This is a genomic window from Pseudomonas cremoris (genome assembly GCF_014230465.1).
In genome coordinates, this window is sequence record NZ_JAAXCY010000008.1 from 243676 (window position 1) to 267824 (window position 24149).

At 59.8% G+C, this 24149-nt stretch carries 27 protein-coding genes; 9 read left to right on the plus strand and 18 right to left on the minus strand.

The genetic code is table 11. The features are described from left to right. Positions 1-2: 2 nt before the first annotated feature. Complete coding sequence (recJ, locus tag HF257_RS21085) at positions 3-1712, minus strand: single-stranded-DNA-specific exonuclease RecJ (protein ID WP_185708132.1); 1710 nt, start codon at positions 1710-1712, stop codon at positions 3-5. Positions 1713-1846: 134 nt separating this feature from the next. Beyond that, entirely contained in the window at positions 1847-2389 is a 543-nt protein-coding gene (locus tag HF257_RS21090) for a YaeQ family protein (RefSeq protein ID WP_185708133.1), read from the minus strand. 148 nt (positions 2390-2537) lie between these two features. Here HF257_RS21090 and HF257_RS21095 point away from each other — a divergent pair, with 148 nt between their 5' ends. Next, complete coding sequence (locus HF257_RS21095) at positions 2538-3737, plus strand: CaiB/BaiF CoA transferase family protein (RefSeq protein WP_185708134.1); 1200 nt, start codon at positions 2538-2540, stop codon at positions 3735-3737. Next, entirely contained in the window at positions 3737-4621 is an 885-nt protein-coding gene (locus HF257_RS21100; protein WP_185708135.1) for a TIGR02285 family protein, read from the plus strand. The genes HF257_RS21095 and HF257_RS21100 overlap by 1 nt, the downstream gene beginning before the upstream one ends. A gap of 174 nt (positions 4622-4795) precedes the next feature. Here the strand turns inward: HF257_RS21100 and HF257_RS21105 are convergent, their stop codons facing one another. Continuing rightward, entirely contained in the window at positions 4796-5080 is a 285-nt protein-coding gene (locus HF257_RS21105) for a DUF3509 domain-containing protein (protein ID WP_185708136.1), read from the minus strand. Positions 5081-5394: 314 nt separating this feature from the next. Between HF257_RS21105 and HF257_RS21110 the strand changes: the two genes are divergently transcribed. Continuing rightward, positions 5395-5595 (plus strand): hypothetical protein, encoded by a 201-nt coding sequence (locus HF257_RS21110; RefSeq protein ID WP_185708137.1) that lies wholly within the window; start codon positions 5395-5397, stop codon positions 5593-5595. An 85-nt stretch (positions 5596-5680) separates the two neighbouring features. Here HF257_RS21110 and thrC read toward each other — a convergent pair whose 3' ends face one another. The 10 genes from thrC to ffh form a co-directional block, all read right to left on the minus strand. After that, a complete protein-coding gene (thrC, locus tag HF257_RS21115) occupies positions 5681-7090 on the minus strand; it encodes a threonine synthase (RefSeq protein ID WP_185708138.1) in 1410 nt (469 codons plus the stop codon). Between the two features lie 67 nt (positions 7091-7157). Further along, positions 7158-8462 (minus strand): homoserine dehydrogenase, encoded by a 1305-nt coding sequence (locus HF257_RS21120; RefSeq protein WP_185708139.1) that lies wholly within the window; start codon positions 8460-8462, stop codon positions 7158-7160. 118 nt (positions 8463-8580) lie between these two features. Next, on the minus strand, positions 8581-9312 hold the full coding sequence (locus HF257_RS21125) for a thioredoxin fold domain-containing protein (protein WP_017736772.1): 732 nt from the start codon (positions 9310-9312) through the stop codon (positions 8581-8583). Positions 9313-9454: 142 nt separating this feature from the next. Then, the gene (gene xerD / locus HF257_RS21130) at positions 9455-10351 is read right to left on the minus strand and encodes a site-specific tyrosine recombinase XerD (protein ID WP_185708140.1); all 897 of its coding nucleotides are present in this window, start codon (positions 10349-10351) and stop codon (positions 9455-9457) included. 152 nt (positions 10352-10503) lie between these two features. After that, entirely contained in the window at positions 10504-10917 is a 414-nt protein-coding gene (locus HF257_RS21135) for an acyl-CoA thioesterase (RefSeq protein ID WP_017736774.1), read from the minus strand. A gap of 82 nt (positions 10918-10999) precedes the next feature. Continuing rightward, entirely contained in the window at positions 11000-11350 is a 351-nt protein-coding gene (gene rplS, locus HF257_RS21140; RefSeq protein WP_003175895.1) for a 50S ribosomal protein L19, read from the minus strand. A gap of 45 nt (positions 11351-11395) precedes the next feature. Next, positions 11396-12169 (minus strand): tRNA (guanosine(37)-N1)-methyltransferase TrmD, encoded by a 774-nt coding sequence (gene trmD / locus HF257_RS21145; protein WP_185708141.1) that lies wholly within the window; start codon positions 12167-12169, stop codon positions 11396-11398. Beyond that, positions 12151-12687 carry a ribosome maturation factor RimM gene (gene rimM / locus HF257_RS21150; RefSeq protein ID WP_056858695.1) on the minus strand — a complete coding sequence of 179 codons (537 nt, stop codon included), beginning with the start codon at positions 12685-12687 and terminating at the stop codon, positions 12151-12153. The genes trmD and rimM overlap by 19 nt, the downstream gene beginning before the upstream one ends. A 5-nt stretch (positions 12688-12692) precedes the next feature. Then, positions 12693-12944: a 30S ribosomal protein S16 gene (rpsP, locus tag HF257_RS21155; RefSeq protein ID WP_025854836.1), complete on the minus strand. Its 252-nt coding sequence runs from the start codon at positions 12942-12944 to the stop codon at positions 12693-12695. A 250-nt stretch (positions 12945-13194) separates the two neighbouring features. Further along, a complete protein-coding gene (gene ffh / locus HF257_RS21160; RefSeq protein ID WP_017736777.1) occupies positions 13195-14571 on the minus strand; it encodes a signal recognition particle protein in 1377 nt (458 codons plus the stop codon). A gap of 235 nt (positions 14572-14806) precedes the next feature. Between ffh and HF257_RS21165 the strand changes: the two genes are divergently transcribed. From HF257_RS21165 to HF257_RS21175, 3 genes are all read left to right on the plus strand, one after another. Further along, the gene (locus HF257_RS21165) at positions 14807-15619 is read left to right on the plus strand and encodes a cytochrome C assembly family protein (protein ID WP_376750110.1); all 813 of its coding nucleotides are present in this window, start codon (positions 14807-14809) and stop codon (positions 15617-15619) included. A 12-nt stretch (positions 15620-15631) separates the two neighbouring features. After that, entirely contained in the window at positions 15632-16870 is a 1239-nt protein-coding gene (locus tag HF257_RS21170) for a transporter associated domain-containing protein (protein WP_185708143.1), read from the plus strand. A 354-nt stretch (positions 16871-17224) separates the two neighbouring features. After that, a complete protein-coding gene (locus HF257_RS21175; protein WP_185708144.1) occupies positions 17225-18535 on the plus strand; it encodes an MFS transporter in 1311 nt (436 codons plus the stop codon). Between the two features lie 104 nt (positions 18536-18639). Here HF257_RS21175 and purT read toward each other — a convergent pair whose 3' ends face one another. From purT to HF257_RS21200, 5 genes are all read right to left on the minus strand, one after another. Continuing rightward, on the minus strand, positions 18640-19821 hold the full coding sequence (gene purT / locus HF257_RS21180) for a formate-dependent phosphoribosylglycinamide formyltransferase (RefSeq protein WP_185708145.1): 1182 nt from the start codon (positions 19819-19821) through the stop codon (positions 18640-18642). 69 nt (positions 19822-19890) lie between these two features. Next, complete coding sequence (locus tag HF257_RS21185; RefSeq protein ID WP_185708146.1) at positions 19891-20358, minus strand: VUT family protein; 468 nt, start codon at positions 20356-20358, stop codon at positions 19891-19893. A 165-nt stretch (positions 20359-20523) separates the two neighbouring features. Next, positions 20524-20739, minus strand: a complete 216-nt coding sequence (locus HF257_RS21190) for a DUF1289 domain-containing protein (RefSeq protein ID WP_185708147.1) — start codon at positions 20737-20739, stop codon at positions 20524-20526. Continuing rightward, positions 20736-21260 carry a gamma carbonic anhydrase family protein gene (locus HF257_RS21195; RefSeq protein ID WP_185708148.1) on the minus strand — a complete coding sequence of 175 codons (525 nt, stop codon included), beginning with the start codon at positions 21258-21260 and terminating at the stop codon, positions 20736-20738. The genes HF257_RS21190 and HF257_RS21195 overlap by 4 nt, the downstream gene beginning before the upstream one ends. A gap of 36 nt (positions 21261-21296) precedes the next feature. After that, complete coding sequence (locus HF257_RS21200) at positions 21297-21899, minus strand: CoA pyrophosphatase (RefSeq protein ID WP_033898592.1); 603 nt, start codon at positions 21897-21899, stop codon at positions 21297-21299. 146 nt (positions 21900-22045) lie between these two features. On the opposite strand from HF257_RS21200, the gene HF257_RS21205 reads away from it, so the two are divergent. From HF257_RS21205 to HF257_RS21215, 3 genes are all read left to right on the plus strand, one after another. Next, positions 22046-22594, plus strand: coding sequence for an NUDIX hydrolase (locus HF257_RS21205; RefSeq protein ID WP_185708149.1), 549 nt, complete (start codon positions 22046-22048; stop codon positions 22592-22594). 28 nt (positions 22595-22622) lie between these two features. Next, positions 22623-23126, plus strand: coding sequence for a L,D-transpeptidase family protein (locus HF257_RS21210; protein ID WP_185708150.1), 504 nt, complete (start codon positions 22623-22625; stop codon positions 23124-23126). A gap of 264 nt (positions 23127-23390) precedes the next feature. Beyond that, positions 23391-24149, plus strand: coding sequence for a GntR family transcriptional regulator (locus HF257_RS21215; protein ID WP_185708151.1), 759 nt, complete (start codon positions 23391-23393; stop codon positions 24147-24149).

The window sequence follows — 24149 nt, forward strand, 5'->3', positions numbered from 1 at the left end:
AATCAGCGTGGTTCGATATGGGCAATCATCAGCTGTACCGTCTCATTCCCGCGAAACTCGTTCACATCCAGCTTGTAGGCCAGCTCCACCCACTTCACCGTCGGGTTCGGCCAGACCTCACGGTCAACGCCAAACGCGATGCCATCGAGCTTCACTGACCCGCATTCGGTCTTGAGCACCACCTTCAGGTGCCGCTCACCCACCACGCGCTGCTCCACCAACTGGAACACACCGTGAAACACCGGCTCAGGAAAGTGCTGCCCCCACGGACCGGCGTGACGCAGCGCGCGGGCCAATTCCAGATGAAACTCTTCCACCGCCAGGGTGCCATCGGACAACAAGCGCCCGGTCAGGTCTTCTTCGCGCAGTTGCCGACGCACTTCGGCATCGAAGGCTTCAGCGAACAGTGGGAAGTTTTCCTCGGGCAGTGTCAGCCCCGCCGCCATGGCGTGGCCGCCGTACTTGGCGATCAGGTTGGGATGCTGGCTCGCGACTACCGCCAGGGCATCACGGATGTGAAAACCCTGCACGGAGCGCCCTGAGCCCTTTAGCAGGCCATCACCGGCGTCGGCGAAGGCGATGGTCGGGCGGAAGTAACGCTCTTTCATGCGTGACGCCAGGATGCCGATCACGCCTTGGTGCCATTCCGGATCGAACAGGCATAACCCGTAGGGCATCGACTCCACCGGCAAATCCTTGAGCTGGGCGAGGGCCTCGCGCTGCATGCCTTGCTCGATGGATTTGCGATCCTGGTTCATGCCATCCAGTTGCGCAGCCATTTCCCGCGCCGCGGCGAAGTCGGTGGTGAGCAGGCATTCGATGCCCAGGCTCATGTCGTCCAGGCGACCAGCGGCATTGAGCCGTGGGCCGAGGATAAAGCCCAGGTCGGTTGAGGTGATGCGCGCCGCATCACGCTTGGCCACTTCGAGGATCGCCTTGATCCCAGGCCGCGCACGACCGGCTCGAATACGCTCCAGACCTTGATGCACCAGGATGCGATTGTTGGCATCCAGCGGCACCACGTCGGCGACGCTGCCCAACGCGACTAGATCCAGCAGCTCGCCAATGTTCGGCTGTGGCTTGCTCTCGTACCAGCCCAGGCTGCGCAGGCGTGCACGCAGGGCCATGAGCACGTAGAAGATCACACCTACACCGGCCAAGGCCTTACTCGGGAACTCGCAGCCTGGCTGGTTCGGATTGACGATGGCATCCGCCGCCGGCAATTCATCGCCCGGCAAGTGGTGATCGGTGACCAATACCTGCAGCCCCGCCGCTTTCGCCGCCGCCACCCCCTCTACGCTGGAGATGCCGTTATCCACGGTGATCAGCAACTGCGGCTTGCGCTGCAGGGCCACAGCGACGATTTCCGGGGTCAGACCATAGCCGTATTCGAAACGGTTGGGCACCAGGTAGTCGACATGGGCCGCACCGAGCAAACGCAGCCCCAGAGTGCCCACAGTGCTGGCGGTGGCGCCATCGGCATCAAAGTCACCCACGATCAGGATGCGCTGGCGCTGCTCCAGGGCCGTCACCAGCAGGTCCACCGCCGCGTCGATGCCCTTGAGCTGCTGATAGGGGATCAACCTCGCCAGGCTTTTATCCAACTCGGCTTGCGACTGCACCCCGCGAGCGGCGTAGAGACGAGTTAACAGCGGTGGCAATTCACCGAGGAACGGCAGAACGGCGGGCAACGGGCGGGGATCGATACGCATGGGACGCAGGTGAATTCTCTTCAATGCAACTGTAGGAGCGAGCTTGCTCGCGAAAATCGTTAACGATGACACGGGTTGCCTGGCTTAACGCGGCGCCCTCAGGTTTTTCGCGAGCAAGCTCGCTCCTACAGGGGTCAACCGCGTTCGCCGACCAGCCATTGCAACTGAACTTCATGCTGGCCACGGTCATCGGTGACGAAAATCGTGCCTTCACTGATCATCACGTCCCACTTGATCACGCGGGGCATGTCCTTGGCCAGGGTCTCAAGGACTTCCTGAGGCACGGCAGCGATGTGCACGTTTTTCAGGTTGGTTGCCACCGGCACCACCTTGCCTTCCCATACGCGCAGGCTGCCGTAGGCCAGCAGGCTGGTGCGTTCGGTACGGCGCGAGCACCAGGTCAGACGGTCGGCATCGGGCTGGCCGACTTCGATCCAATGCAATACCCGATCATCCAGGCTTTTTTCCCACAGGGCTGGCTCGTCTACATCTGACAGGCCACGCCCGAACGACAACTGCTCGTTGTACCAGAGGGCGTAGGCCAGCAGACGCACGGTCATGCGCTCTTCGGTTTCCGAAGGGTGGCGGGCGATGGTCTGTTTGACGCTCTCATACACCGAACGATCGAGGTCGGTGAGGTTGAGTTCGAATTTGTAGGTCGTGGACGGCTGGGCCATGAACGGACTTCTAGAGACAGGGAAAGGCGGCCAGTCTAACCGATGGCGAGGTCATTCAACGAATCCTGCTCTGCATCATCCTTATCACTGGGCCACTCGCCTATGTTAAAAGGCTTCACACCACCGCCCTGCGCAGACAAGGATCCTCATGTCGTTTAATGCCAAACCGCTTGCCGGCCTGAAAGTCATCGAACTCGGCACCCTGATCGCCGGACCGTTCGCCTCGCGTATCTGCGCCGAGTTCGGCGCCGAGGTGATCAAGGTCGAATCCCCCGACGGCGGCGACCCGTTGCGTAAATGGCGCAAGCTGTATGAAGGCACGTCACTGTGGTGGTTCGTGCAAGCGCGCAACAAGCAGTCGCTGACACTGAACCTCAAGCACCCGAACGGCCTGGCAATTCTCAAACAGTTGCTGGCAGACGCCGACATATTGATCGAAAACTTCCGCCCCGGCGTGCTCGAGAAACTCGGTTTAAGCTGGGAAACCCTGCACGCGCTCAACCCCAAGCTGGTGATGGTGCGTCTCTCGGGCTTTGGCCAGACCGGGCCGATGAAGGACCAACCAGGATTTGGCGCGGTAGGCGAATCCATGGGCGGCCTGCGCTACATCACCGGCTTCGAGGATCGCCCGCCGGTGCGCACCGGGATTTCCATCGGTGACTCCATTGCCGCCTTGTGGGCAGTGATTGGCGCATTGATGGCGCTGCGTCATCGCGAGGTCAACGGTGGTCTGGGCCAGGTAGTGGATGTGGCGTTGTATGAAGCGATCTTCGCCATGATGGAAAGCATGATCCCGGAGTTCGACGTGTTCGGTTTTATTCGCGAGCGCACCGGCAACATCATGCCCGGCATTACGCCGTCGTCGATCCACACCAGCCTTGATGGCAAGCACGTACAGATTGGTGCCAATGGCGATGCGATCTTCAAGCGTTTCATGGTGGCCATAGGTCGTGAAGACCTGGCTGACGATCCTGTCCTTGCCAGCAATGACGGGCGCGATAGCCGTCGTGACGAGCTGTACGGGGTGATTGACCGCTGGGTGAACTCACTGCCACTGGACCAGGTAGTCGAGGCCTTGAACAAGGCCGAGGTGCCGGCCAGCCGCATCTACAGTGCCGAGGACATGCTGGGCGATCCGCAATTTCTCGCCCGCGAGATGTTCCTCAAGGCCCAGCTTCCCGATGGCAAGGACTTCAAGATGCCAGGCATTGTGCCCAAGCTGTCGGACACCCCGGGCAGCTGCGAGTGGGTCGGTCCGCAGTTGGGCGAGCACAACAGCGTGGTGCTCAATGGGCTGGGTTATGACGCCGCCGCCATCGTCCGTCTGCGTGAGGAAGGCGCGATCTGATGACTCACCGGTGCAAACGCTGGCTTGTCCAGCTGTGCCTCAGCGCCGGAATAATCGGTAGCTGGCCTCTGCCTGCGCATGCAGAGGACACGCTGATCTGGTTGCTGCGCGATTTACCCCCGCTGACTATTTTTGAAGGGCCAGGCAAAGGCCAGGGCGCGCTGGACCAACTGTTGCCGATGCTGATCGAGCACTTACCGGAATATCGACACCAAGTGCTGCACGTCAACCGCGCGCGTGGCACGCAGATGCTGCGTGAACCTTCGTTCACCTGTGATCCGTCACTGCTGTGGACAGCGGAACGGGCGAAATACATTGTGTTTTCCAACCAGGCTTTTGTCGTCGTGAGTAACGGGGTCACAATCCGACGCGCTCAGCTTGAGGCTATGGCGCCGTTTATCGTCGAAGGCCAATTCGACCTGCAAGCCTTCCTCGAAGCACATAAAACACGCATGGGTGCCATCGCGGAACGCAGCTACGGGCCAGTCATCGATGAACGACTCAGGCATGCTGGGGCGCATAAACTGGCTCTTCATTACGGCAACGACGCCTTGGGTAGCCTTTTGCAGATGCAGCGGAGAGGACGACTAGAGGCGGTGTTGGGCTATTGGCCAGAGGTGCGCTACCACGCGATGCAGCAAGGCATTGGCGCCGACGACCTGAGTTTCTACCCCATCAAAGGTTCATTGCCCTACCAACGCACCCGTATCGGCTGCTCGGACACGCCTCAAGGGCGCGTGGCGATCGAGCGGATCAACCAGGTGCTGCGCGAGATCCCAATGGAGCAGGTACAGCAGTCCTACGCCGCATGGCTGGACCCTCAGATGCGTGAGCAATACCTGCAGGACAACCCGAGCTTCTTCCAGGACGTGCCTGAGCCGTGACAAATCGTAGGCAAAAAGAAACCCCGAGCAGTGGGGAGACAACTCGGGGTTAAACGTGGCCTACAAATAGAGACCAGTACAGCAAGGCACAAACACCGGAGCACAATGTTTGCTCTTGCTGTTACAAAATCTGACCGGCCATGCTGTAGGAAGTTTCCGTTAATAAACAATTCTTCATGCAACAGCAGCACTACGGGTCTGGGCAGCGTTGCGCAACGCTGCAATGACCGAGGGTTCCAGGCGCCCTTCGGCAATTTTGATATCACGCAGCAGGCAATCCACCACATCCACCAACACACGCTTGTCCATCAATTGCGCCCGGTCGACTTCACGCTCGACCACGATAGCGCCAGCAGGGTACTTCACCGTCACCAGGCACTCGTCCTGCGCGCCAGAGGTGGTCAGCGTAACCTGATAAGGGCTCAATGCTTCTTCGAGCAATAGGCTGATACTTTCCATCTCGATCACCACTCAATAGTTCGGAAACAATCGGTTCAACGGGAGCTGCATCTATCCTAAGTGACCTTTTGTGACGTAGGAAAGTTCGCTTTATCGTCTTTATGGGGCCGTCAGGGAGTGACGGATTCCAGCATGCGCTTGCAACATGACAGGCAAAAAACGGCTGCACATAACTGCTAACGCATTGGGTGGTTGTTTTGGGGGTTGCTGGCGGCTGAGACCGGGGGTGAATCCTATACTCGGTGAGCGCTGGTGACGCTGCTACGCGGAATAAAGCGCATGTCAAAAGGCCCTTATTGCGAAGGATGAATAAAATGCTGGAACACGACAAAGAACAGGCTGTGCTAGAGAAGATTCACGCTGACATCTCACGCATTTATGCCGAGCAACGCAAACTCAATGCAGAAGCTCACAAGATAACCCGTGAAAACTTCTGGTACCCCATGGGTGTCGCAATGGCCGTTGTTGCAACGATTGCTTCAATCACCGGAATGGCCATTAAGTTTTTTTTGTAAATCAGCTTGCACAGGGCCTGCCACAAACAAAAAACGCCGCTGACCCAAGGATGGGAAAGCGGCGTTTTTGTGTACGCGGCTTGCCTTACAACGGCTTGCCCCGGTTGCCATGCTGACTGACAAACGCCTGCACAGCCTTCAGGTCGTTGGCCAACACCGTGCAACGCTCTTCACGCTCAAACAGGTCAGCCAAGTGCACCGGCAGTTCCAGCGCCTTGCCAACGCCCGCTTTCTCCACCGCTTCCGGGAATTTTACCGGGTGGGCGGTGCCCAGGATCACCATCGGGATATCCAGGCTACGACGGCATTCGCGGGCGGCCTTCACACCGATAGCGGTGTGCGGGTCAAGCAGTTCGCCGGTCTGTGCGTAGACTTCGGCGATGGTCTCGCAGGTCTGCGCATCGTCCACGGCCAGGGAATCGAACAGCTTGCGGGTTTCGGTCCAGCGCTCTTCATCGACGCTGAAACCGCCACCGCTCTTGAAGGTGTCCATCAGGCCGGCAATCGCCGCACCGTTGCGACCGTGCATGTCGAACAGCAGGCGTTCGAAGTTCGACGAGACCATGATGTCCATGGACGGCGACAGGGTTGCGTGCAGGGTTTCCTTGACGTACCTGTTGCCGCTCATGAAGCGGTGCAGGATGTCGTTGCGGTTGGTGGCGACGATCAACTGGTTGATCGGCAGGCCCATGTTGCGTGCCAGGTAGCCGGCGAAGATGTCGCCGAAGTTGCCGGTCGGCACCGAGAACGACACCGAACGCGCCGGGCCGCCCAACTGCAGGGATGCATGGAAGTAATAGACGATCTGGGCCATGATCCGCGCCCAGTTGATCGAGTTCACCGCCACCAGGCGCGTACCCTTCAGGAAGCTCTGGTCAGCGAAGCTGTTCTTGACCATTTCCTGGCAGTCATCGAAGTTGCCTTCGATGGCGATGTTGTGGATGTTCTCGCCGAAGATGGTGGTCATCTGGCGACGCTGCACTTCCGACACACGCTTGTGCGGGTGCAGGATGAAGATGTCGACGTTTTCGCAGTGCTTGCAGCCTTCGATGGCGGCCGAACCGGTATCACCGGAAGTCGCGCCGATGATCACCACGCGCTCGCCACGCTTTTGCAGCACGTAGTCGAGCAGGCGACCCAGCAGTTGCAGGGCGAAATCCTTGAACGCCAGGGTCGGGCCGTGGAACAGCTCCAAGACCCATTCGTTGCCGTTCAGTTGGCGCAGTGGCGCGATAGCGTTGTGGGAAAACACGCCATACGTCTCTTCCAGAATCTTTTTGAAATCCGCATCTGGAATACTGCCGGTGACGAACGGGCGCATTACCCGGAACGCCAGCTCGTGGTAAGGCAGGCCGGCCCACGAAGCGATTTCTTCCTGGGTGAAGCGTGGCAGGTTTTCCGGCACGTACAGGCCGCCGTCAGTGGCAAGGCCTGCCAGCAAGACGTCTTCGAAATTCAGGGCCGGTGCCTGGCCGCGGGTGCTGATGTAACGCATGACTGGCTCCTCTAAAACATTCTCGAACAGAGGCCGCCGCACGCACGGGGCCCCTGCAACAAATCAGTTAGTTCAAGTGCTCGACGCGGATGCGCACCACTGGACCGACCACACCTTGCAGGGCTTCCAGGGCGGCGATGGCATCGTTCATGTGCTGTTCGAGCACGCGGTGGGTCAGCAGGATCATCGGCACTTGGCCGTTTTGCTCCTCGACTTCCTTCTGCATGATCGACTCTATGTTGATACCGCGCTCCGACAGGATACTGGCGACCTGGGCCAACACGCCTGGGTGGTCCTGGGCCTGGATGCGCAGGTAGTAGGCGCTTTCGCAGGCTTCGATCGGCAGGATCGGGTGGGCCGACAGCGAATCCGGCTGAAAAGCCAGGTGCGGTACACGGTTTTCCGGGTCGCTGGTCATGGCGCGAACCACGTCCACCAGGTCAGCGATCACCGACGAGGCCGTTGGCTCCATGCCGGCGCCAGCGCCGTAGAACAGGGTGGAGCCAGCGGCGTCACCGTTGACCATCACGGCGTTCATCACGCCATTGACGTTCGCGATCAGGCGGTCGGCCGGGATCAGCGTCGGGTGCACACGCAGCTCGATACCGGCTGGAGTGCTGCGCGCCACGCCGAGGTGCTTGATGCGGTAGCCCAGCGCTTCGGCGTAATTCACGTCGGCGGTGGTCAGCTTTGTGATGCCTTCGGTGTAGGCCTTGTCGAACTGCAGCGGGATACCAAAGGCGATGGACGCCAGGATGGTCAGCTTATGCGCAGCGTCGATGCCTTCCACGTCGAAGGTCGGATCGGCTTCGGCGTAACCCAGGGCCTGGGCTTCGGCCAGCACGTCTTCGAAGGTACGGCCCTTCTCACGCATTTCAGTGAGGATGAAGTTACCGGTGCCGTTGATGATGCCGGCCACCCAGTTGATGCGGTTGGCGGACAGGCCTTCACGAATCGCCTTGATCACCGGGATACCACCGGCAACAGCGGCTTCGAACGCCACGATCACGCCCTTTTCACGGGCTTTGGCGAAGATCTCGTTGCCGTGCACGGCAATCAGCGCCTTGTTGGCGGTGACCACGTGCTTGCCGTTCTCGATGGCCTTGAGCACCAGCTCGCGGGCCACGGTGTAGCCGCCCACCAGCTCGATAACGATATCGATCTCAGGGTTGGTGGCAACGTCGAAGACATCGTTGGTAATCGCAATACCGGTCGTTTGGAACTGAGGTTTTGGCGAACGCGTGGCAATTTGTGCCACTTCAATCCCACGCCCTGCACGGCGGGAAATTTCCTCAGCGTTACGCTGAAGTACGTTGAAGGTGCCGCCACCGACGGTCCCTAACCCACAGATGCCTACTTTGACCGGTTTCACTGAAGAACTCCCCATGAAACGGCCGACGCTAGGTCGGCCGTGGAAAACAGCCGCACGACTGCGGCTTGCAATTAACGACCCGTCGACGCGTCAACGGGCCTTGATCGTCGATGCTGGTTTATTTGGCACCGAGCGCCAGTTTGGCAACTTGTGGAGCCGGCTGGTAGCCCGGAATCACTTGGCCGTCAGCCAAAACGATGGCCGGTGTACCGTTCACGCCGATGGACTGGCCCAGGGCAAACTGCTTGGAAACCGGGTTGGCGCACTTGGCGGCCTTGATTTCCTTGCCATCGACCATCTTGTCCATGGCTGCTTTTTTATCGGCCGAGCACCATACCGCCTGCAACTGCTCGTCACCCGGCGAGCCCAGGCCTTGGCGCGGGAACGCTACGTAGCGCACTTCCACACCCAGCTTGTTCAGCGCAGGCACTTCGGCGTGCAGCTTGTGGCAGTACGGGCAGGTGGTGTCGGTGAACACGGTGATATGGGTCTTGGTCTCGCCGATGGCCGGGTAAACCACGGTCTCAGCTACCGGAATACCGTTGATCAACTTGGACACGCCCAGGCGCTCGGCTTTCTCGGTGAGGTTGACCGGCTTGCCGTCTTTGAGCTGGAACAGGTAGCCCTGGACGATGTACTGGCCATCGGCACTGGCGTACAGCACGCGACTGCCCTTGAGCTTGACTTCATACAGACCGGCCATCGGGCTTGCGCTGATGCTTTCGATTGGCGTGTCGAGTTGCAGGTTGGCCAGGCTCTTGCGGATGGTCTGCTCGGCAGCATCATCGGCGACAACAAAAGTGGAAACCAACGCAATGGCTGCGGCGGCGATAATCTGGGTCAAGCGCATGGGAACTCCTGAAGGCAGATGCAGGGACGGGAGCAGGAACACTGAACTGAAAACACAGGTTTGGGCCGTCCCCTTTGCTAACCGGCAAAGCCTACCACAGTTGGGCCGCAGGGCAGCCCGCAGCGGCTTAAATTGGCGTTATTCAACCGCGTGGATGGTGCTTGGCGTGCATATCCTGCAAGCGCGCGCGCGCGACATGGGTATAGATCTGGGTTGTGGATAAGTCGCTGTGGCCGAGCAGCATTTGCACGACGCGCAAATCCGCACCGTGGTTGAGCAAATGCGTGGCAAATGCGTGGCGCAACGTGTGAGGTGACAAGGTCTTGCCGATCCCGGCAACTTTGGCCTGATGCTTGATACGGTGCCAGAAGGTCTGACGGGTCATCTGCTCGCCGCGCAGGCTGGGGAACAACACATCGCTGGGGCGCCCGCCGAGCAGCTCATTGCGGGCATCCCGCATGTAGCGCTCGACCCACACAATCGACTCCTCACCCATTGGTACCAGCCGCTCCTTGCTGCCCTTGCCCATTACCCGCAGCACGCCCTGACGGAGGTTGACTTGCTCCAGGGTCAGGCTGATCAGCTCGGTTACGCGCAGACCGCAGGCATATAGCACTTCGAGCATCGCTCGGTCACGCTGGCCGATGGCTTCGCTCAGGTCAGGCGCGGCGAGCAAAGCATCGACGTCAGCTTCCGACAGGGATTTAGGCAACGGCCTGCCGAGTTGCGGCATGTCGACTTGCAGGGTGGGGTCAAGGGCGATCAGTTTTTCCCGCAGCAGGTAGCGATAAAAACCACGCACACCGGAGAGGAATCGCGCGGTAGAGCGCGGTTTGTAGCTCTGCTCCAGGCGCCAGGCCAGGTGATCGAGGATCAACTCGCGACCGGCGTTGATCAGTTCAAGGTTCTTTTCCTGCAGCCAGCCGTTGAACAGGGCCAGATCGCTGCGGTAGGCCTGGCGAGTGTTGTCCGATAGGCCTTTTTCCAGCCAGAGGGCGTCGAGGAAGCGGTCGATCAAGGGGTGGTCAATGGCGGGCATGAGGGCTCAGGCGGATTACTGGAGTGTCTGTCAGATCCTATCGCAGGCAAGCCAGCTCCCACAGGGGTTTTGTGTCAGGCCACTGATTCGTGACCGACATTGGTCAAATGTGGGAGCTGGCTTGCCTGCTATAGCCACGACTCGGTCTGAGGTCAGTCAACAAACCCAGGCAACACCGGTACCGGACGCTTATCGGCATCGATTGCCACAAAGCTGAACACCCCCTGGATCGCTCGTTCACGACCATCGGCACTCATGCTCTCGACGAACACTTCCACTTCAACCTTGAGGCTGGTGTTGCCCACCTTGATCACACGGCCGATCAGCTCAACGATGGAGCCTGCCGGGATCGCATGATTGAAGTCGATACGGTCCGTGGAGACGGTCACCAAGGGCAGACGACAAAACCGCGTGGCGGTGATGAACGAGACTTCGTCCATCCAGGCCAGGGCAGTGCCGCCGAACAGGGTGTTGTGGTGATTGGTGGTCGGCGGGAACACCGCCTTGGTCACATGGGTAACGGACAGGTCGGTGCGGCGCTGGATTTCTTCGAGGCGGGTGGTCATTCACAATTACCGGCAAATAGACAAATTTCAGGCACAAAAAAGCAGCCCGTAGGCTGCTTTTTTCTGCATCGGGAAGCTGGACTTAAGCCAGTTTTTCCTTGATGCGAGCTGCTTTACCGGACAGATCACGCAGGTAGTACAGCTTGGCTTTACGTACGTCACCGCGACGCTTAACGGCCATGCTGTCGATTTGCGGGCTGTAGGTCTGGAAAGTACGCTCTACGCCAACACCGTTGGAGATTTTACGAACAGTGAAAGCACTGTTCACACCACGGTTACGCTTGGCGATTACCACGCCTTCGAACGCTTGCAGACGCGAACGGTCGCCTTCCTTCACTTTCACCTGAACGACAATGGTGTCGCCCGGGGCAAAGGTAGGGATCTCTTTGGTCATCTGCTCTGCTTCGAGTGCAAGGATGATTTTGTTAGTCATGCTGTGCTCCTAAGGTAAGTCAATGGACCTACCATCGATACGTTGTTAACTATCGTCCCGCGCGAGGATGTATTCCTCGAGCAGCTTCTTCTCTTCTCCAGAAAGCGAGCGGCTTTCCAGAAGATCGGCGCGTCGTTCATAGGTCCGACCAAGGGACTGCTGTAAACGCCAACGCCGGATGTGTGCGTGATTGCCACTTAGCAATACGTCGGGAACACGCTGATCCGCATACACCTCCGGTCGGGTGTAATGCGGGCAATCCAGCAAACCATCCGTGAAGGAATCTTCCTCCGCGGAGTCCGCATGCCCTAAAGCTCCAGGCAGCAGTCGTGTAACCGCATCTATCAGGACCATCGCCGGCAGCTCGCCGCCAGACAGGACATAGTCCCCAATCGACCACTCTTCATCGACATGAGCATCAATAAAACGCTCGTCAATGCCTTCATAGCGACCGGCAATCAGGATTAATGCTTCCTCATTCGCCATGTCGCGTACCGCAGCCTGTTTCAGCTGACGGCCTTGAGGGGACAGGTAAATTACCTTCGCCTTCTCCCCGGCGGCGGCCTTGGCCTGGGCCAACGCGTCTTCCAGGGGCTTGATCTTCATCACCATGCCCGGGCCACCGCCAAATGGGCGATCGTCCACAGTGTGATGTCGATCCGTCGTGTAGTCTCGCGGGTTCCAACAGGTGAGCTGTAAAAGCCCCTGCTTCACCGCCCGACTGGTGATGCCGTACTCGCTGATGGCGGAAAACATCTCGGGAAACAAACTGATCACTTCAATGCGCAAATTAGCCACGCTTAGAAGTCCGCGTCCCATTCCACCTTCATCTCGCCCGCCGCCAGATCGACTGCCAACACACATTGCCCGGTATAGGGCAGCAAGCGTTCGCGATCATCCAGGCTGCCAGCGCAAGGCTTGACCACCATTACATCATTGGCGCCGGTTTCCAGAAGATGATCGATTTTCCCGAGCAATTGCCCCAGTTGATCAATAACCTTCAGACCTTCCAGCTGGTACCAGTAGTACTCGCCGTCGGTCAATTCAGGGAACAGGTTGCGCGGCACGCAGATCTCATAACCGGCCAGAAGACGAGCTTCTTCACGATCATCAAGACCCTTGAGCTTTGCGACCAGGAACTTGTCGCTCCCGCGTCCACTGACCAGCTCGACCTGTTTCACACTACCTTCGCGCTTAAGCGTCCAGGTTTTGTACTGCAACAGGTTTTCAGTCGGATCAGTAAAGGAATACACCTTCACTTCGCCGCGAACGCCATGAACAGAGTAAATCTTGCCGATAACGATCAAATCATCAGCAACAGCTGGCGTCGCGTTCATATTGCTCAGGCTGCGGCCTTAGCCGAGTCCTTCAACAGCTGAGCAACACGCTCAGATGGTTGTGCACCAACGCTCAGCCAGTAGGCTACGCGCTCTTGGTTCACGGACAGACGAACTTCTTGACCACGAGCGATCGGGTTGAAGAAGCCAACTTGTTCCTTGTGAGAGCCGTCACGTGGGTTGCGGCTGTCAGTTACGGTCAAGTGGTAAAACGGGCGCTTTTTGGAGCCGCCAAGGGCAAGACGGATTGTTAGCATGTGAACATCGTTCCTGTAGTCGGTGCTGCAAATCTAAATGCACAGCGGGCATAGGTGCCCGAAAGGCCGCATATTCTAAGGAATATCCGGACTTTTGCAAATGTCTTTTTCTGGCGCCTATCAGCGTGCCATTCAGATCTGCTATAGAGCCGTCGATTAAAACGGCGAGTCAGCCCCCGCCAACGGCGGGTTTGCTGGAGATCCCACATCCCTGTGGGTCGGAGCAAGAGCGGGCTCTTGCTCGAATTCTTTACATTTTCGGCATGCCGCCGCCGGGCAACATACCGCCCATGCCGCGCATCATCTTGGCCATACCGCCCTTGGCGGAGAATTTCTTCATCATCTTCTGCATCTGCTTGTGTTGCTTGATCAAGCGACCGATGTCCTGCACCTGGGTGCCGGAGCCCATGGCGATCCGACGCTTGCGCGAACCGCTGATCAGCTCAGGGTCGCGGCGCTCGGCCGGGGTCATGGAGTTGATGATGGCTTCCATCTGCTTGAACTGTTTCTCTGCCGCGCCCTGGGCATTGCCCATTTGCGCCAGGTTCACACCGCCGATGTTCGGCAGCTTGTCCATCAAGCCGCCAAGGCCGCCCATGTTCTTCATTTGCTGCAGCTGGTCGCGGAAGTCTTCGAGGTCGAAGCCCTTGCCCTTCTTCAGCTTCTTGGCCAGTTTGTCGGCCTTGTCCTTGTCGAGCGTGGCTTCGGCCTGTTCGATCAGGCTGAGCACGTCACCCATGCCAAGGATGCGCGAGGCGATACGCTCTGGGTGGAACGGTTCGAGCGCTTCGCTCTTCTCGCCCATACCAATGAACTTGATCGGCTTGCCGGTGATGGCACGTACCGACAGCGCGGCACCGCCACGGGCGTCGCCGTCGACCTTGGTCAGGATCACGCCGGTCAGCGGCAGCGCGTCGCCGAAGGCCTTGGCGGTGTTGGCCGCATCCTGGCCTGTCATGGCGTCGACCACAAACAGCGTCTCGACCGGGTTGATCGCGGCATGCAGCGCCTTGATCTCGCCCATCATCTCTTCGTCGATGTGCAGGCGACCGGCGGTATCGACGATAACCACGTCGATGAATTTGAGCTTCGCTTCTTTAATAGCAGCGTTGGCGATGTCGACCGGCTTCTGGCTCAGGTCGGACGGGAAGAAGGTCACGCCCACTTCGCCCGCCAGCATTTCCAGCTGCTTGATAGCCGCCGGACGGTAGACGTCAGCCGACACCACCATCACGGACTTCTTCTTGCGTTCTTTAAGGAAGCGCGCCAGCTTGCCGGCGGTGGTGGTTTTACCCGCACCCTGCAGACCCGCCATCAGCACGACGGCTGGCGGTACGGCGCTGAGGTTCAGGTCTTCGTTGGCCGCACCCATGAGGCTTTCGAGCTCGGCCTGGACGACCTTCACGAACGCCTGGCCCGGGGTCAGGCTGCGGGACACTTCGGTGCCCACCGCGCGCTCTTTGACCGAGTTGACGAAGTCCTTCACCACCGGCAAGGCCACGTCGGCTTCCAGCAACGCCATGCGCACTTCGCGCAGGGTGTCTTTAATATTGTCCTCGGTCAGCTTGGCCTTGCCGGTAACATGGCGCAGCGTCTGCGAGAGACGGTCAGTCAAGTTTTCAAACATGCGCGATCCTTTCAGGCCCTAATTCAGCGAAGTGCAGTGTTAGACCGAGGTAATGGCGGCCCAGGCTGTGGTAAATCGCTGTTAAAAACAGCGCTCGGCGAGCCTGCGGCGTGGGCAGGTCGCGGATTATAGCGAAGACTGCCGCCATGCACACCCGCTGTCTGGCTTGAGAGTCTTTCGTGTTACGCGGGGGTATGCCAAACTCAGCGCCTTTCGGGCTTGCCTAACAGGATTTATGCTCCCTTTGTCACCCAGTTTGCTACCCAGCCTCGCCGCCGCCATTTTGTATGCCGCTGCGACTCTCTATCAGGGCACTCGTCTGGCCCAAGGCACCAAGGCGGACAAACGCCTGCTGGTCGGCGTGGGTGTCCTTGCCTTGCTGGCCCACGCTGCCAGCCTGTTTACCCATTTGATGACGCCGGTCGGCCTGGGCCTGGATTTTTTCAGCGCCGCCAGCCTGATCGCCGCTGCCGTGATCGCCCTGACGCTGATTGCGTGCTATCGCATCCCGGTGGAGAACCTGCTGGTCCTGCTATTCCCCCTGGGGCTGCTGACGGTGTTGCTGGCGCAATTCGCGCCCACCGGCACAGTGCAGGTGATCGATGAAGAGCCAGGCATTCTCGCCCACATTCTGTTGTCGATTCTGGCCTACGGCATGTTCACCATCGCGGTGTTCCAGGCGCTGCTCCTGCTCTTGCAAGACCACCAGCTCAAGCACAAGCACCCGTCCGGGCTGATCAAGAACTTTCCGCCGCTGCAAACCATGGAAAGCCTGCTGTTCGGTTTCTTGTGGGCGGGCTGGACGCTGCTGTCGCTGTCGCTGATCTCTGGCTGGCTGTTCGTCGAAAACCTGTTCGCCCAGCACCTGGTGCACAAGACCCTACTGGCGTGCCTGGCCTGGGTGGTGTTCAGCGTGCTGCTGTGGGGCCGTAACCGGCTCGGCTGGCGTGGCCACAAGGCGATCCGCTGGACCCTGGCGGGTTTCTGCCTGCTGATGCTGGCCTATTTCGGCAGCAAGCTGGTTCGCGAATACATCCTGCATATCTGACGGGCAGCTACCATGGACAACTTGCCCTTAGGGCCGATGCTCGCCGTGATTGCCTTGCTGGTGTTATGGGCCGCGCTGTTTACCGCCATCGAGGCTGCCCAGCAACACCTGCTGGCACTGCGCCCGGGTACACGTCAGGGCGATAAAGCCGCCGCCCGCCTGAGTTTTCCACGCAACAGCCTGATCCTGTGCAACAGCCTGTGCCGTGCCGCCGTGGTGATCCTCTGCACCCTGCTGGCGATCTACGCCTGGGCGCAAAACGGCCCCTGGCTCGGCTGGCTGATCTCCTGTGCGATCCTGCTGATACTGGCCGACTACCTGCCCCGCGCCCTCGCCGTTCGCCATCCGCAAGCGGTGCTTGGCTTTGGCAACACGCTGTTGGGCGTGCCGCTGAAAATCCTCTATCCCTTCGCCTGGCTGCTCAATGGCATCGCCTTGCTGCTGTTGCGCCCATTCGCGCGCAAGGCCGGCGTGGTCAAGAAAAGCGACGAACCGCTGCCCGATCACGATGATGACCCGGAGCCCGAAGCCGACGAAAGCCGCACACCCGGCATGCCGGGGATCCACGCCTTGGACAACATCACCGTCAATGACATCCTGGTGCCCCGCAGCGAAGTAGACGGCATCAACCTGGACGACTCGGTCGAAGAAATCATTGAACAGCTGCGCACCTCGCAGCGTACGCGCCTGCCGGTGTTCCACAGCGACATCAACCAGGTAGAAGCGGTGCTCAACACCCGGCAGATCCAGCACCTGCTGCCGGACGCCAGCTTGACCAAAGAGGCGTTGCTCGCCGCTTGCCACGAACCCTACTTTGTCCCGGAAAGCACGCCCCTGCAGCTGCAATTGCTGAACTTCCACAAGCAACAGCGTCGCCTGGGCATGGTGGTGGATGAATACGGCGAGGTGCTGGGCATTGTCACCCTGGAAGACATCCTCGAAGAAATCGTCGGCGAGTTCGAAAGCGAACAGAATGTCGACAACCCGCACATCGAACCCCAGCCGGATGGCCGCTACATCATCGACGGCGCCGCCTCGATCCGCGAATTGAACAAGAGCCTGGGCTGGCACCTGCCCAGCGATGGCCCCAAGACCCTCAATGGCTTGGTGACCGAAGCGCTGGAGACGATTCCCGACTGCGCGGTGTGCCTGAAGATTGGCCGCTATCGCCTGGAAATCCTCGAGACCGAGGACAATCGGGTGAGCAAGGTATTGATCTGGCATACCAGCCGGATGCCCGTAGCCGCTTGATCCTCTGATGCAACGCGATAGAAATGTGGGAGCGGCTTGCTCGCGAAAGCGGTGGATCAGAAAAAATTGCCATCTGACACACCGCTTTCGCGAGCAAGCCCGCTCCCACATTTGATTTGCGGTGCATCAGTCCCTCTTGTTGTATTTCAAAACCCCTTCCTATAATCCCTGCGGCTTACCAGAGCCCCGCCCGACCGCGTGCTACCCGCACCAAACGCGTCCAGGCACCGCTTTACCGTGTCTGACCGGTGTTCGCTCCCATCCCGAGCCACCCCGCGCACAACCCTGATCCATGGGTGTTCGACCAATAATAATCCGCGTCCAAACGCGCAATAGACCGTCAGGGATACCGCCATGAGCACCACCTATAACGAGGCGGCGACCGCTGCCCCGACCAACTCGACCGCACGGGTTGCGACAGCGAGCATCGTCGGCACCGCCATCGAGTTCTACGACTTCTATATCTACGCCACGGCCGCCGCGCTAGTGATCGGCCCAGTGTTCTTTCCGCAGACGTCCGGCACCGCGCAGATGCTCGCGTCGTTCCTGACCTTCGGTATCGCCTTTATCGCCCGCCCACTGGGTTCAGCGCTGTTCGGCCACTTTGGCGACCGCATCGGGCGCAAATCCACGCTGGTGGCCTCGTTGCTGTTGATGGGCGTGTGCACCACGCTGATCGGCTTGCTGCCGGGTTATGACAGCATCGGGGCCTGGGCGCCGATCCTGCTGTGTGTGCTGCGTTTCGGTCAGGGCCTTGGCTTGGGCGGGGAATGGGGTGGCGCGGCGTTGCTGGCGACCGAAAATGCGCCGAAAGGCAAACGTGCCTGGTTCGGCATGTTCCCGCAATTGGGCCCGTCGATTGGTTTCCTGGCGGCCAACGGCTTGTTCCTGATCCTGGCCATGAGCTTGAGCGACGAGCAGTTCCGCAGTTGGGGCTGGCGCATTCCGTTCATCCTGAGCGCTGCGCTGGTGATGGTCGGCTTGTATGCGCGGCTCAAGCTTCATGAAACCCCAGTGTTTGCCAATGCCGTCGCCAAGGAAGCCCCGGTCAAAGTGCCGCTGGTGGAACTGTTCAGCCAACACTGGTTGCCGGTGCTGCTGGGCGCTGCATCGATGGTGGTGTGTTATGCGCTGTTCTACATCACCACCGCATTTTCCCTGAGCTACGGTGTTTCAACCCTGGGCTACAGCCGCGAAACCTTCCTCGGCCTGCTGTGTTTTGCGGTGTTGTTCATGGGCCTGGCGACGCCCTTGGCAGCCTTGGCCAGTGATCGCTTCGGGCGCAAGCCGGTGCTGATCGTTGGCGCGGTCCTGGCAATCCTGTCGGGCTTCACCATGGAGCCCCTGCTGACCCACGGTTCGACCTGGGCCGTAGCGCTATTCCTGGCGCTGGAGCTGTTCCTGATGGGTGTGACCTTCGCCCCGATGGGCGCGATGCTGCCGGAATTGTTCCCGACCCGCGTGCGTTATACCGGCGCGTCGGCGGCGTATAACCTGGGCGGGATCGTGGGGGCCTCGGCGGCACCGTTCTTCGCGACCAAACTGGTGGCGATGGGCGGGCTGAGTTATGTCGGCGGGTATGTGTCGGCGGCAGCGTTGCTCAGCTTGATTGCTGTGCTGTGCCTGAAAGAGACGCGGGATAATGATTTGAACAAGGTCGCCTGATAGATCGCCTTCGCGAGCAAGCCCGCTCCCACACTTGACCGAGTTCCAGCATGAGAATGCGGTCAAGTGTGGGAGCGGGCTTGCTCGCGAAGGGCGCGACTCGATTACAGCTCTACTACAACAGCCTTGGAAGCACGGGTCGCTTTAGCCCGAGCCGCTTCAATCGACTCATCCCGCGCCAATGCCACGCCCATCCGACGCTGACCATTCACTTCCGGCTTGCCAAACAGGCGCAGCGCCGTGTCCGGTTCGCTCAAGGCTGCGCCCAGGTTGGCGAATGCGGTCTGGGTGGACTGCCCTTCCACCAGGATTACCGCCGAGGCCGAAGGCCCGAACTGACGGATCAATGGGATTGGCAGACCGAGAATAGCGCGAGCATGCAGTGCAAACTGCGACAGGTCCTGGGAAATCAGGGTCACCAAGCCGGTGTCATGCGGGCGCGGCGACACTTCGCTGAACCACACCTGATCACCCTTGATGAACAACTCCACGCCAAACAAGCCACGGCCACCCAAGGCTTCAGTGACTGCTTTGGCGACGCGCTCCGATTCCGCCAGCGCGATCGGGCTCATGGCCTGTGGCTGCCAGGATTCCTGGTAATCGCCCTTCTCCTGACGATGACCCACCGGCGCACAGAACGTAGTGCCACCAATGTGGCGCACGGTCAGCAGGGTGATTTCGTAGTCGAAGTCGATAAACCCTTCGATGATCACACGACCTTTGCCGGCACGGCCGCCTTCTTGGGCGTACTCCCAGGCTTTCTGTACATCGTCAGCGCTGCGCAGCAGGCTCTGGCCCTTGCCCGACGAACTCATCACTGGCTTGACCACGCACGGGAAGCCCAGGTCTTGCACGGCCTTGCTGTAGTCTTCGAACGTATCGGCGAAGTGGTACGGCGAGGTTGGCAGGTCCAGCTCTTCGGCGGCCAGGCGGCGGATGCCTTCGCGGTTCATGGTCAGCGAGGTGGCACGCGCGGTCGGGATCACGGTGAAGCCTTCGGCTTCCAGTTCCACCAGGGTGGCGGTGGCGATGGCTTCGATTTCCGGCACGATGAAGTGCGGCTTCTCGGCTTCGATCACCGCACGCAGGGCGGCGCCGTCGAGCATGTTGATCACGTGGCTACGGTGCGCAACCTGCATGGCAGGGGCGTTGGCGTAGCGATCCACGGCAATCACTTCAACGCCCAGGCGTTGCAGTTCGATTACCACTTCCTTGCCCAGCTCACCGCAGCCACACAGCAAAACGCGGGTCGCGGTTGGCGACAATGGAGTTCCGATTCGGGTCATCTCAGGTCCTCAGGGGAGCGGATCGTTTGGAGAAAGGCCGGCATTTTACATGAACTGTAAAAATTGGCCTCAGTTGGCGACGGCCCGCCGGCGAATGCGCCAGGCCATGATCAGCCACACCGCCGTGACCCCGGCGAATTTCGACGCCAGCGCAGTGCCTACCACAGCCGGGGTGAGCGCGCCGATCAAGCCGAAAAAGATAAAGGTATCCAGGGGAATGCTCAGCGCCGAACTTATCCACAGGCGGTCGTGGAGTGGGCGCTTGGTGATGCTGAACACCAGCCAGTCGATGCATTCGGATACCGCGAACGCCGTGGCGCTGGCCAGGGCGATGGCCGGGTCGGACGTTACGTACGACAACACCAGCGCCGCGAGCATGGCGACGATTGCGCCGTGACCGAAACGGGTTTGCACCATGTCACGCAGGATGAACACCAGGCCACCCCAGGCGGACCAGATCACATCCAGGTGCGGGGCGGTGGAGAAGGCGAAGTTGATCAGCACGACGCTGCTGATGTAGGCGATCAGGAAGAGCATGGGAAAGTGGACCTGTGGATTATGCCGCACAGGGTACTTCACAATTGGAAATATGTCGTCTGGGAGGGCCTCTTCGCGAGCAAGCCCGCTCCCACATTTGAACCATATTCCTACACAACAAACGCGGTCGAATGTGGGAGCGGGCTTGCTCGCGAAAGCGGCCTATCAGGCGCCCGATCTCCCAGGAATCATCCACACCAACCCACTCGCCTTCGCCCGCTCATGGCACAACCCCAGCACCACCCGGCGTTCGGCGTTGTCCATCCGACTCCAGCGCGTGATCTCATCCACCGTTCGCTGGCAGCCGGTACAGATATCGTCATCATCCAACGCGCAAATACTCACGCACGGCGATGCAACGGGGCGCTCGATGGGGTTCATTCTTCCTGCTCTGCCAAATCACGCGCATAGCGCTGCGAGTTATGCACATAGTGCGCAGCGCTGGCTTCCAGCATACGTTTTTGCGCCTCGGTCAATTCACGCACGACCTTGCCCGGCGAGCCCATCACCAGCGAACCGTCAGGGATTTCCTTGCCCTCGCCGATCAGCGAGTTGGCGCCAATGATGCAATGCTTGCCGATTTTTGCGCCGTTGAGGATGACGGCGTTAATGCCGATAAGGCTGTAATCATCGACGGTGCAACCATGCAACATGGCGTTATGACCGATGGTCACGCCGGTGCCCAGGGTCAGCGGGTAGCCCATGTCGGTGTGCATCACGCTGCCGTCCTGCACGTTGCTGTTCTTGCCGATCAGGATCAGTTCGTTGTCGCCACGCAACACCGCGTTGAACCAGACGTTGGCGCCCTCCTCCAACTTGACCTTGCCCACCAGCGTGGCATTGGGGGCTACCCAGCTGTGTGGGTGCGTCTCGACGCGGGCGTCGCCCAGGCGATATTTCATGGTTTTTCCTCACGGCGTTGCCATTCAAGCGATGGCTTAGATATTGATGAAGCTTTTCGGTGGCTGGTGCAGGCTGATCTGGGCGTCGTCATAGAGCAGGTTGATCAATTCGACGATCATGATCGCCGTCAGCCCCCAGATCTTGTATTCACCGAACCGATAACTGGGCACGTACCAACTGCGGCCTTGGTAATCGATTCTGTGGGTATGTTCGCGTGGGTCCTGCCGGAAGAAGTCCAGGGGCACGCTGAAAACGGCGGCAATCTCGGCATCGTTGGCCAGGTACTCGACATAGTCGGGGATTACGCCAACATACGGCGTGACCCGAATGCCATGCAGGGAGATCAACGGGCTCAGCGGGCCGATGACTTCCACCAGGCCGGGAGGCAGGCCGATCTCTTCTTCGGCTTCGCGCAAAGCGGTAAAAATCAGGTCCGGGTCTTCGGGATCGCGGCGCCCGCCGGGAAAGGCCACTTCGCCCCCGTGGGTCGACAGGCCGCTGGCGCGCAGGGTCAGGATCAGCTCAGGTTCGTCACTGCGGGTGATCGGCACCAGCACCGCAGCCTCGGGGAAACGCCCGTCGGTCTCAAGCGTGTGGGGGGTGTGATTGCTTACCCGGCGAAGTAGCTCGTCCAGCATGAGTCATCTCGGTCTGTTGGCTACCTTGCATCATGCACCAAAGCGTGCGCACGCCCAACCCCAAAACCCCTCAGGTGTCGCTAAACGACAACTTGCAGGGCCCTGCCCGCCAAGCCAAGATAGACGCACTTTCCAGGAACCCCAGCATGAACTTCTGCAGCCAGTGCGGTAAACCGGTTACCCAGCGTATCCCCGAAGGCGACGGCCGCCTGCGCTTTGTGTGTGATCACTGCTCGACCATTCATTATCAAAACCCCAACATCGTTGCCGGCACCGTCCCGGTGTGGGGCGACAAAGTACTGCTGTGCCGCCGCGCCATCGAGCCACGCCTGGGTTACTGGACCTTGCCCGCGGGCTTCATGGAGAACGGCGAGACTGTCGAACAGGCCGCCGCCCGCGAAACCCTCGAAGAAGCCTGCGCCCGCGTGCGCAACTTGAGCATCTACACCCTGATCGATGTGCCGCACATCAACCAGGTGCACATTTTCTACCGCGCCGAGTTGGTCGACCTGGACTTCGCTGCCGGCCCAGAAAGCCTGGAAGTGCAGTTGTTCGATGAAGCCGACGTCCCTTGGTCCGAGCTGGCTTTCCGCACGGTCGGGCGTACCTTAGAATGCTTTTTTGCCGACCGTCGGCAACAAGTGTTTCCGGTGCGCAGCGAAGCCGTTTCCCCCATGGGCAAGCCCACCCAATAAAAACCCGGCACAAAGGGATACCGTTTTAATGCGTTGGTTGCTTGCTCTTATCTGCCTGTCGTTCGCTACCCTGTCTTGCGCCTCTACAGTCGAAACCATCGGCGGCAAGCCGATCGAGAAAATCCTGGTGCTCAAGTCCGCCCGTCAGTTGCAACTGATCAACGACGGCAAACCGCTCAAGACCTATCGGATTTCCCTGGGTAAAAACCCCAAGGGTGCCAAGCTGATCGAAGGCGACCGCCGCACCCCGGAAGGTTTCTATTGGATCGACTGGCGCAAGACCAGCGACCGCTTCAACCTGTCCATGCACATTTCCTACCCCAACATCAGCGACGCCGCCCGCGCCCGCCGCGAAGGGGTAAGCCCCGGCAGCATGATCATGATCCACGGCACCCCCGACACCGAGGAATACCCGGAGCAGTGGTTTCACACCCTGGACTGGACCGACGGCTGCATCGGCATGCGCAACGTGGATATGCGTGAAGTCTGGAACCTGGTCAAAGACGGCACCATGGTCGAGATTCGGCCGTAATCGTCGACCGTTCGTAAAATAATTCAAAAATATTTCCCCGCCCCCGACTACGCCCGCCGGTGAATACCAGTTCACCCCCGCGGGCTGCGCCGTTCTGCGCGCGATAAAGACCTCTCTAATACCACTTGATACCCAACCTTGTTGCAGGCCCAGCAAACCGTTGATCACCGCGTTTTGGCTGCATTGACATGGTATTTAAGTGGTATTAATTTCCGGCCAATACCGGGCGACAACACTCCAATAACCGCATCGGAAACCTGACAGATGAATTCCATCCTGGCCCTGCGCCCCGACGACAAACAATCCACGCCGCTGTACCTGCAACTGGCGCGCAAACTGGAAGCGGCGATCCATGCCGGCCAGTGGACGTCCGAACAGGCGCTGCCGTCGGAACGTGTGCTCAGCGAGCAACTGGGCATCTCACGGGTGACCGCCCGCAAAGCGCTGGAAGTGTTGTTTGCCCAAGGCCTGATCCGCCGTAACCAGGGCTCCGGCACCTTTATTACGCCGCGCCTGGAACAGCCGCTGTCACGCCTGTCGGGCTTCAGCGAAATGTTGCGGCTCAAGGGCTTTGTGCCCAGCTCCCAGTGGCTGGAACGCGACATCACCCCGCCGACCCACGAAGAACTGATCCGCCTGGGCCTGTCGCCCACCGACAAAGTCGCGCGCCTCAAGCGTTTGCGTAAGGCCGATGACACGGTGATGGCAATCGAAATGACCGCCATGCCCGCGTCCGTACTGCCCCATCCGCAAGCCATCGGCAATTCGCTGTACGAATACCTGGAAGGCATCGGCAAACCCATCGTGCGTGCCCTGCAACATATCCAGGCGATCAACGCCTCGGACGAGTTCGCCAAGCTGGTGGGCATCGCCCCCGGCACCGCCATGTTGCTGATGACCCGGGTTGGCTACACCGCCGACAACACACCGATTGAAATCACCGACACCTACTGCCGCAACGACTACTACGACTTCGTCGCAGAGCTGCGCCGCTACGACTTTGCCGCTGAATTGCGGCCTTAG

What these genes read in the sequence shown, in the direction of transcription:
- xerD (WP_185708140.1), bottom strand. Translation starts at nt 10,351, where the DNA reads ATGCCCGCCATTGACCACCCCTTGATCGACCGCTTCCTCGACGCCCTC.
- trmD (WP_185708141.1), bottom strand. Translation starts at nt 12,169, where the DNA reads ATGGGACGCGGACTTCTAAGCGTGGCTAATTTGCGCATTGAAGTGATC.
- HF257_RS21100 (WP_185708135.1), top strand. Translation starts at nt 3,737, where the DNA reads ATGACTCACCGGTGCAAACGCTGGCTTGTCCAGCTGTGCCTCAGCGCC.
- HF257_RS21090 (WP_185708133.1), bottom strand. Translation starts at nt 2,389, where the DNA reads ATGGCCCAGCCGTCCACGACCTACAAATTCGAACTCAACCTCACCGAC.
- HF257_RS21165 (WP_376750110.1), top strand. Translation starts at nt 14,807, where the DNA reads ATGCTCCCTTTGTCACCCAGTTTGCTACCCAGCCTCGCCGCCGCCATT.
- HF257_RS21170 (WP_185708143.1), top strand. Translation starts at nt 15,632, where the DNA reads ATGGACAACTTGCCCTTAGGGCCGATGCTCGCCGTGATTGCCTTGCTG.
- HF257_RS21195 (WP_185708148.1), bottom strand. Translation starts at nt 21,260, where the DNA reads ATGAAATATCGCCTGGGCGACGCCCGCGTCGAGACGCACCCACACAGC.
- HF257_RS21105 (WP_185708136.1), bottom strand. Translation starts at nt 5,080, where the DNA reads ATGGAAAGTATCAGCCTATTGCTCGAAGAAGCATTGAGCCCTTATCAG.
- HF257_RS21215 (WP_185708151.1), top strand. Translation starts at nt 23,391, where the DNA reads ATGAATTCCATCCTGGCCCTGCGCCCCGACGACAAACAATCCACGCCG.
- HF257_RS21125 (WP_017736772.1), bottom strand. Translation starts at nt 9,312, where the DNA reads ATGCGCTTGACCCAGATTATCGCCGCCGCAGCCATTGCGTTGGTTTCC.
- HF257_RS21110 (WP_185708137.1), top strand. Translation starts at nt 5,395, where the DNA reads ATGCTGGAACACGACAAAGAACAGGCTGTGCTAGAGAAGATTCACGCT.
- HF257_RS21205 (WP_185708149.1), top strand. Translation starts at nt 22,046, where the DNA reads ATGAACTTCTGCAGCCAGTGCGGTAAACCGGTTACCCAGCGTATCCCC.
- HF257_RS21135 (WP_017736774.1), bottom strand. Translation starts at nt 10,917, where the DNA reads ATGACCACCCGCCTCGAAGAAATCCAGCGCCGCACCGACCTGTCCGTT.
- rimM (WP_056858695.1), bottom strand. Translation starts at nt 12,687, where the DNA reads ATGAACGCGACGCCAGCTGTTGCTGATGATTTGATCGTTATCGGCAAG.
- recJ (WP_185708132.1), bottom strand. Translation starts at nt 1,712, where the DNA reads ATGCGTATCGATCCCCGCCCGTTGCCCGCCGTTCTGCCGTTCCTCGGT.
- HF257_RS21095 (WP_185708134.1), top strand. Translation starts at nt 2,538, where the DNA reads ATGTCGTTTAATGCCAAACCGCTTGCCGGCCTGAAAGTCATCGAACTC.
- HF257_RS21175 (WP_185708144.1), top strand. Translation starts at nt 17,225, where the DNA reads ATGAGCACCACCTATAACGAGGCGGCGACCGCTGCCCCGACCAACTCG.
- HF257_RS21185 (WP_185708146.1), bottom strand. Translation starts at nt 20,358, where the DNA reads ATGCTCTTCCTGATCGCCTACATCAGCAGCGTCGTGCTGATCAACTTC.
- rplS (WP_003175895.1), bottom strand. Translation starts at nt 11,350, where the DNA reads ATGACTAACAAAATCATCCTTGCACTCGAAGCAGAGCAGATGACCAAA.
- HF257_RS21210 (WP_185708150.1), top strand. Translation starts at nt 22,623, where the DNA reads ATGCGTTGGTTGCTTGCTCTTATCTGCCTGTCGTTCGCTACCCTGTCT.
- HF257_RS21200 (WP_033898592.1), bottom strand. Translation starts at nt 21,899, where the DNA reads ATGCTGGACGAGCTACTTCGCCGGGTAAGCAATCACACCCCCCACACG.
- ffh (WP_017736777.1), bottom strand. Translation starts at nt 14,571, where the DNA reads ATGTTTGAAAACTTGACTGACCGTCTCTCGCAGACGCTGCGCCATGTT.
- HF257_RS21190 (WP_185708147.1), bottom strand. Translation starts at nt 20,739, where the DNA reads ATGAACCCCATCGAGCGCCCCGTTGCATCGCCGTGCGTGAGTATTTGC.
- thrC (WP_185708138.1), bottom strand. Translation starts at nt 7,090, where the DNA reads ATGCGTTACATCAGCACCCGCGGCCAGGCACCGGCCCTGAATTTCGAA.
- purT (WP_185708145.1), bottom strand. Translation starts at nt 19,821, where the DNA reads ATGACCCGAATCGGAACTCCATTGTCGCCAACCGCGACCCGCGTTTTG.
- rpsP (WP_025854836.1), bottom strand. Translation starts at nt 12,944, where the DNA reads ATGCTAACAATCCGTCTTGCCCTTGGCGGCTCCAAAAAGCGCCCGTTT.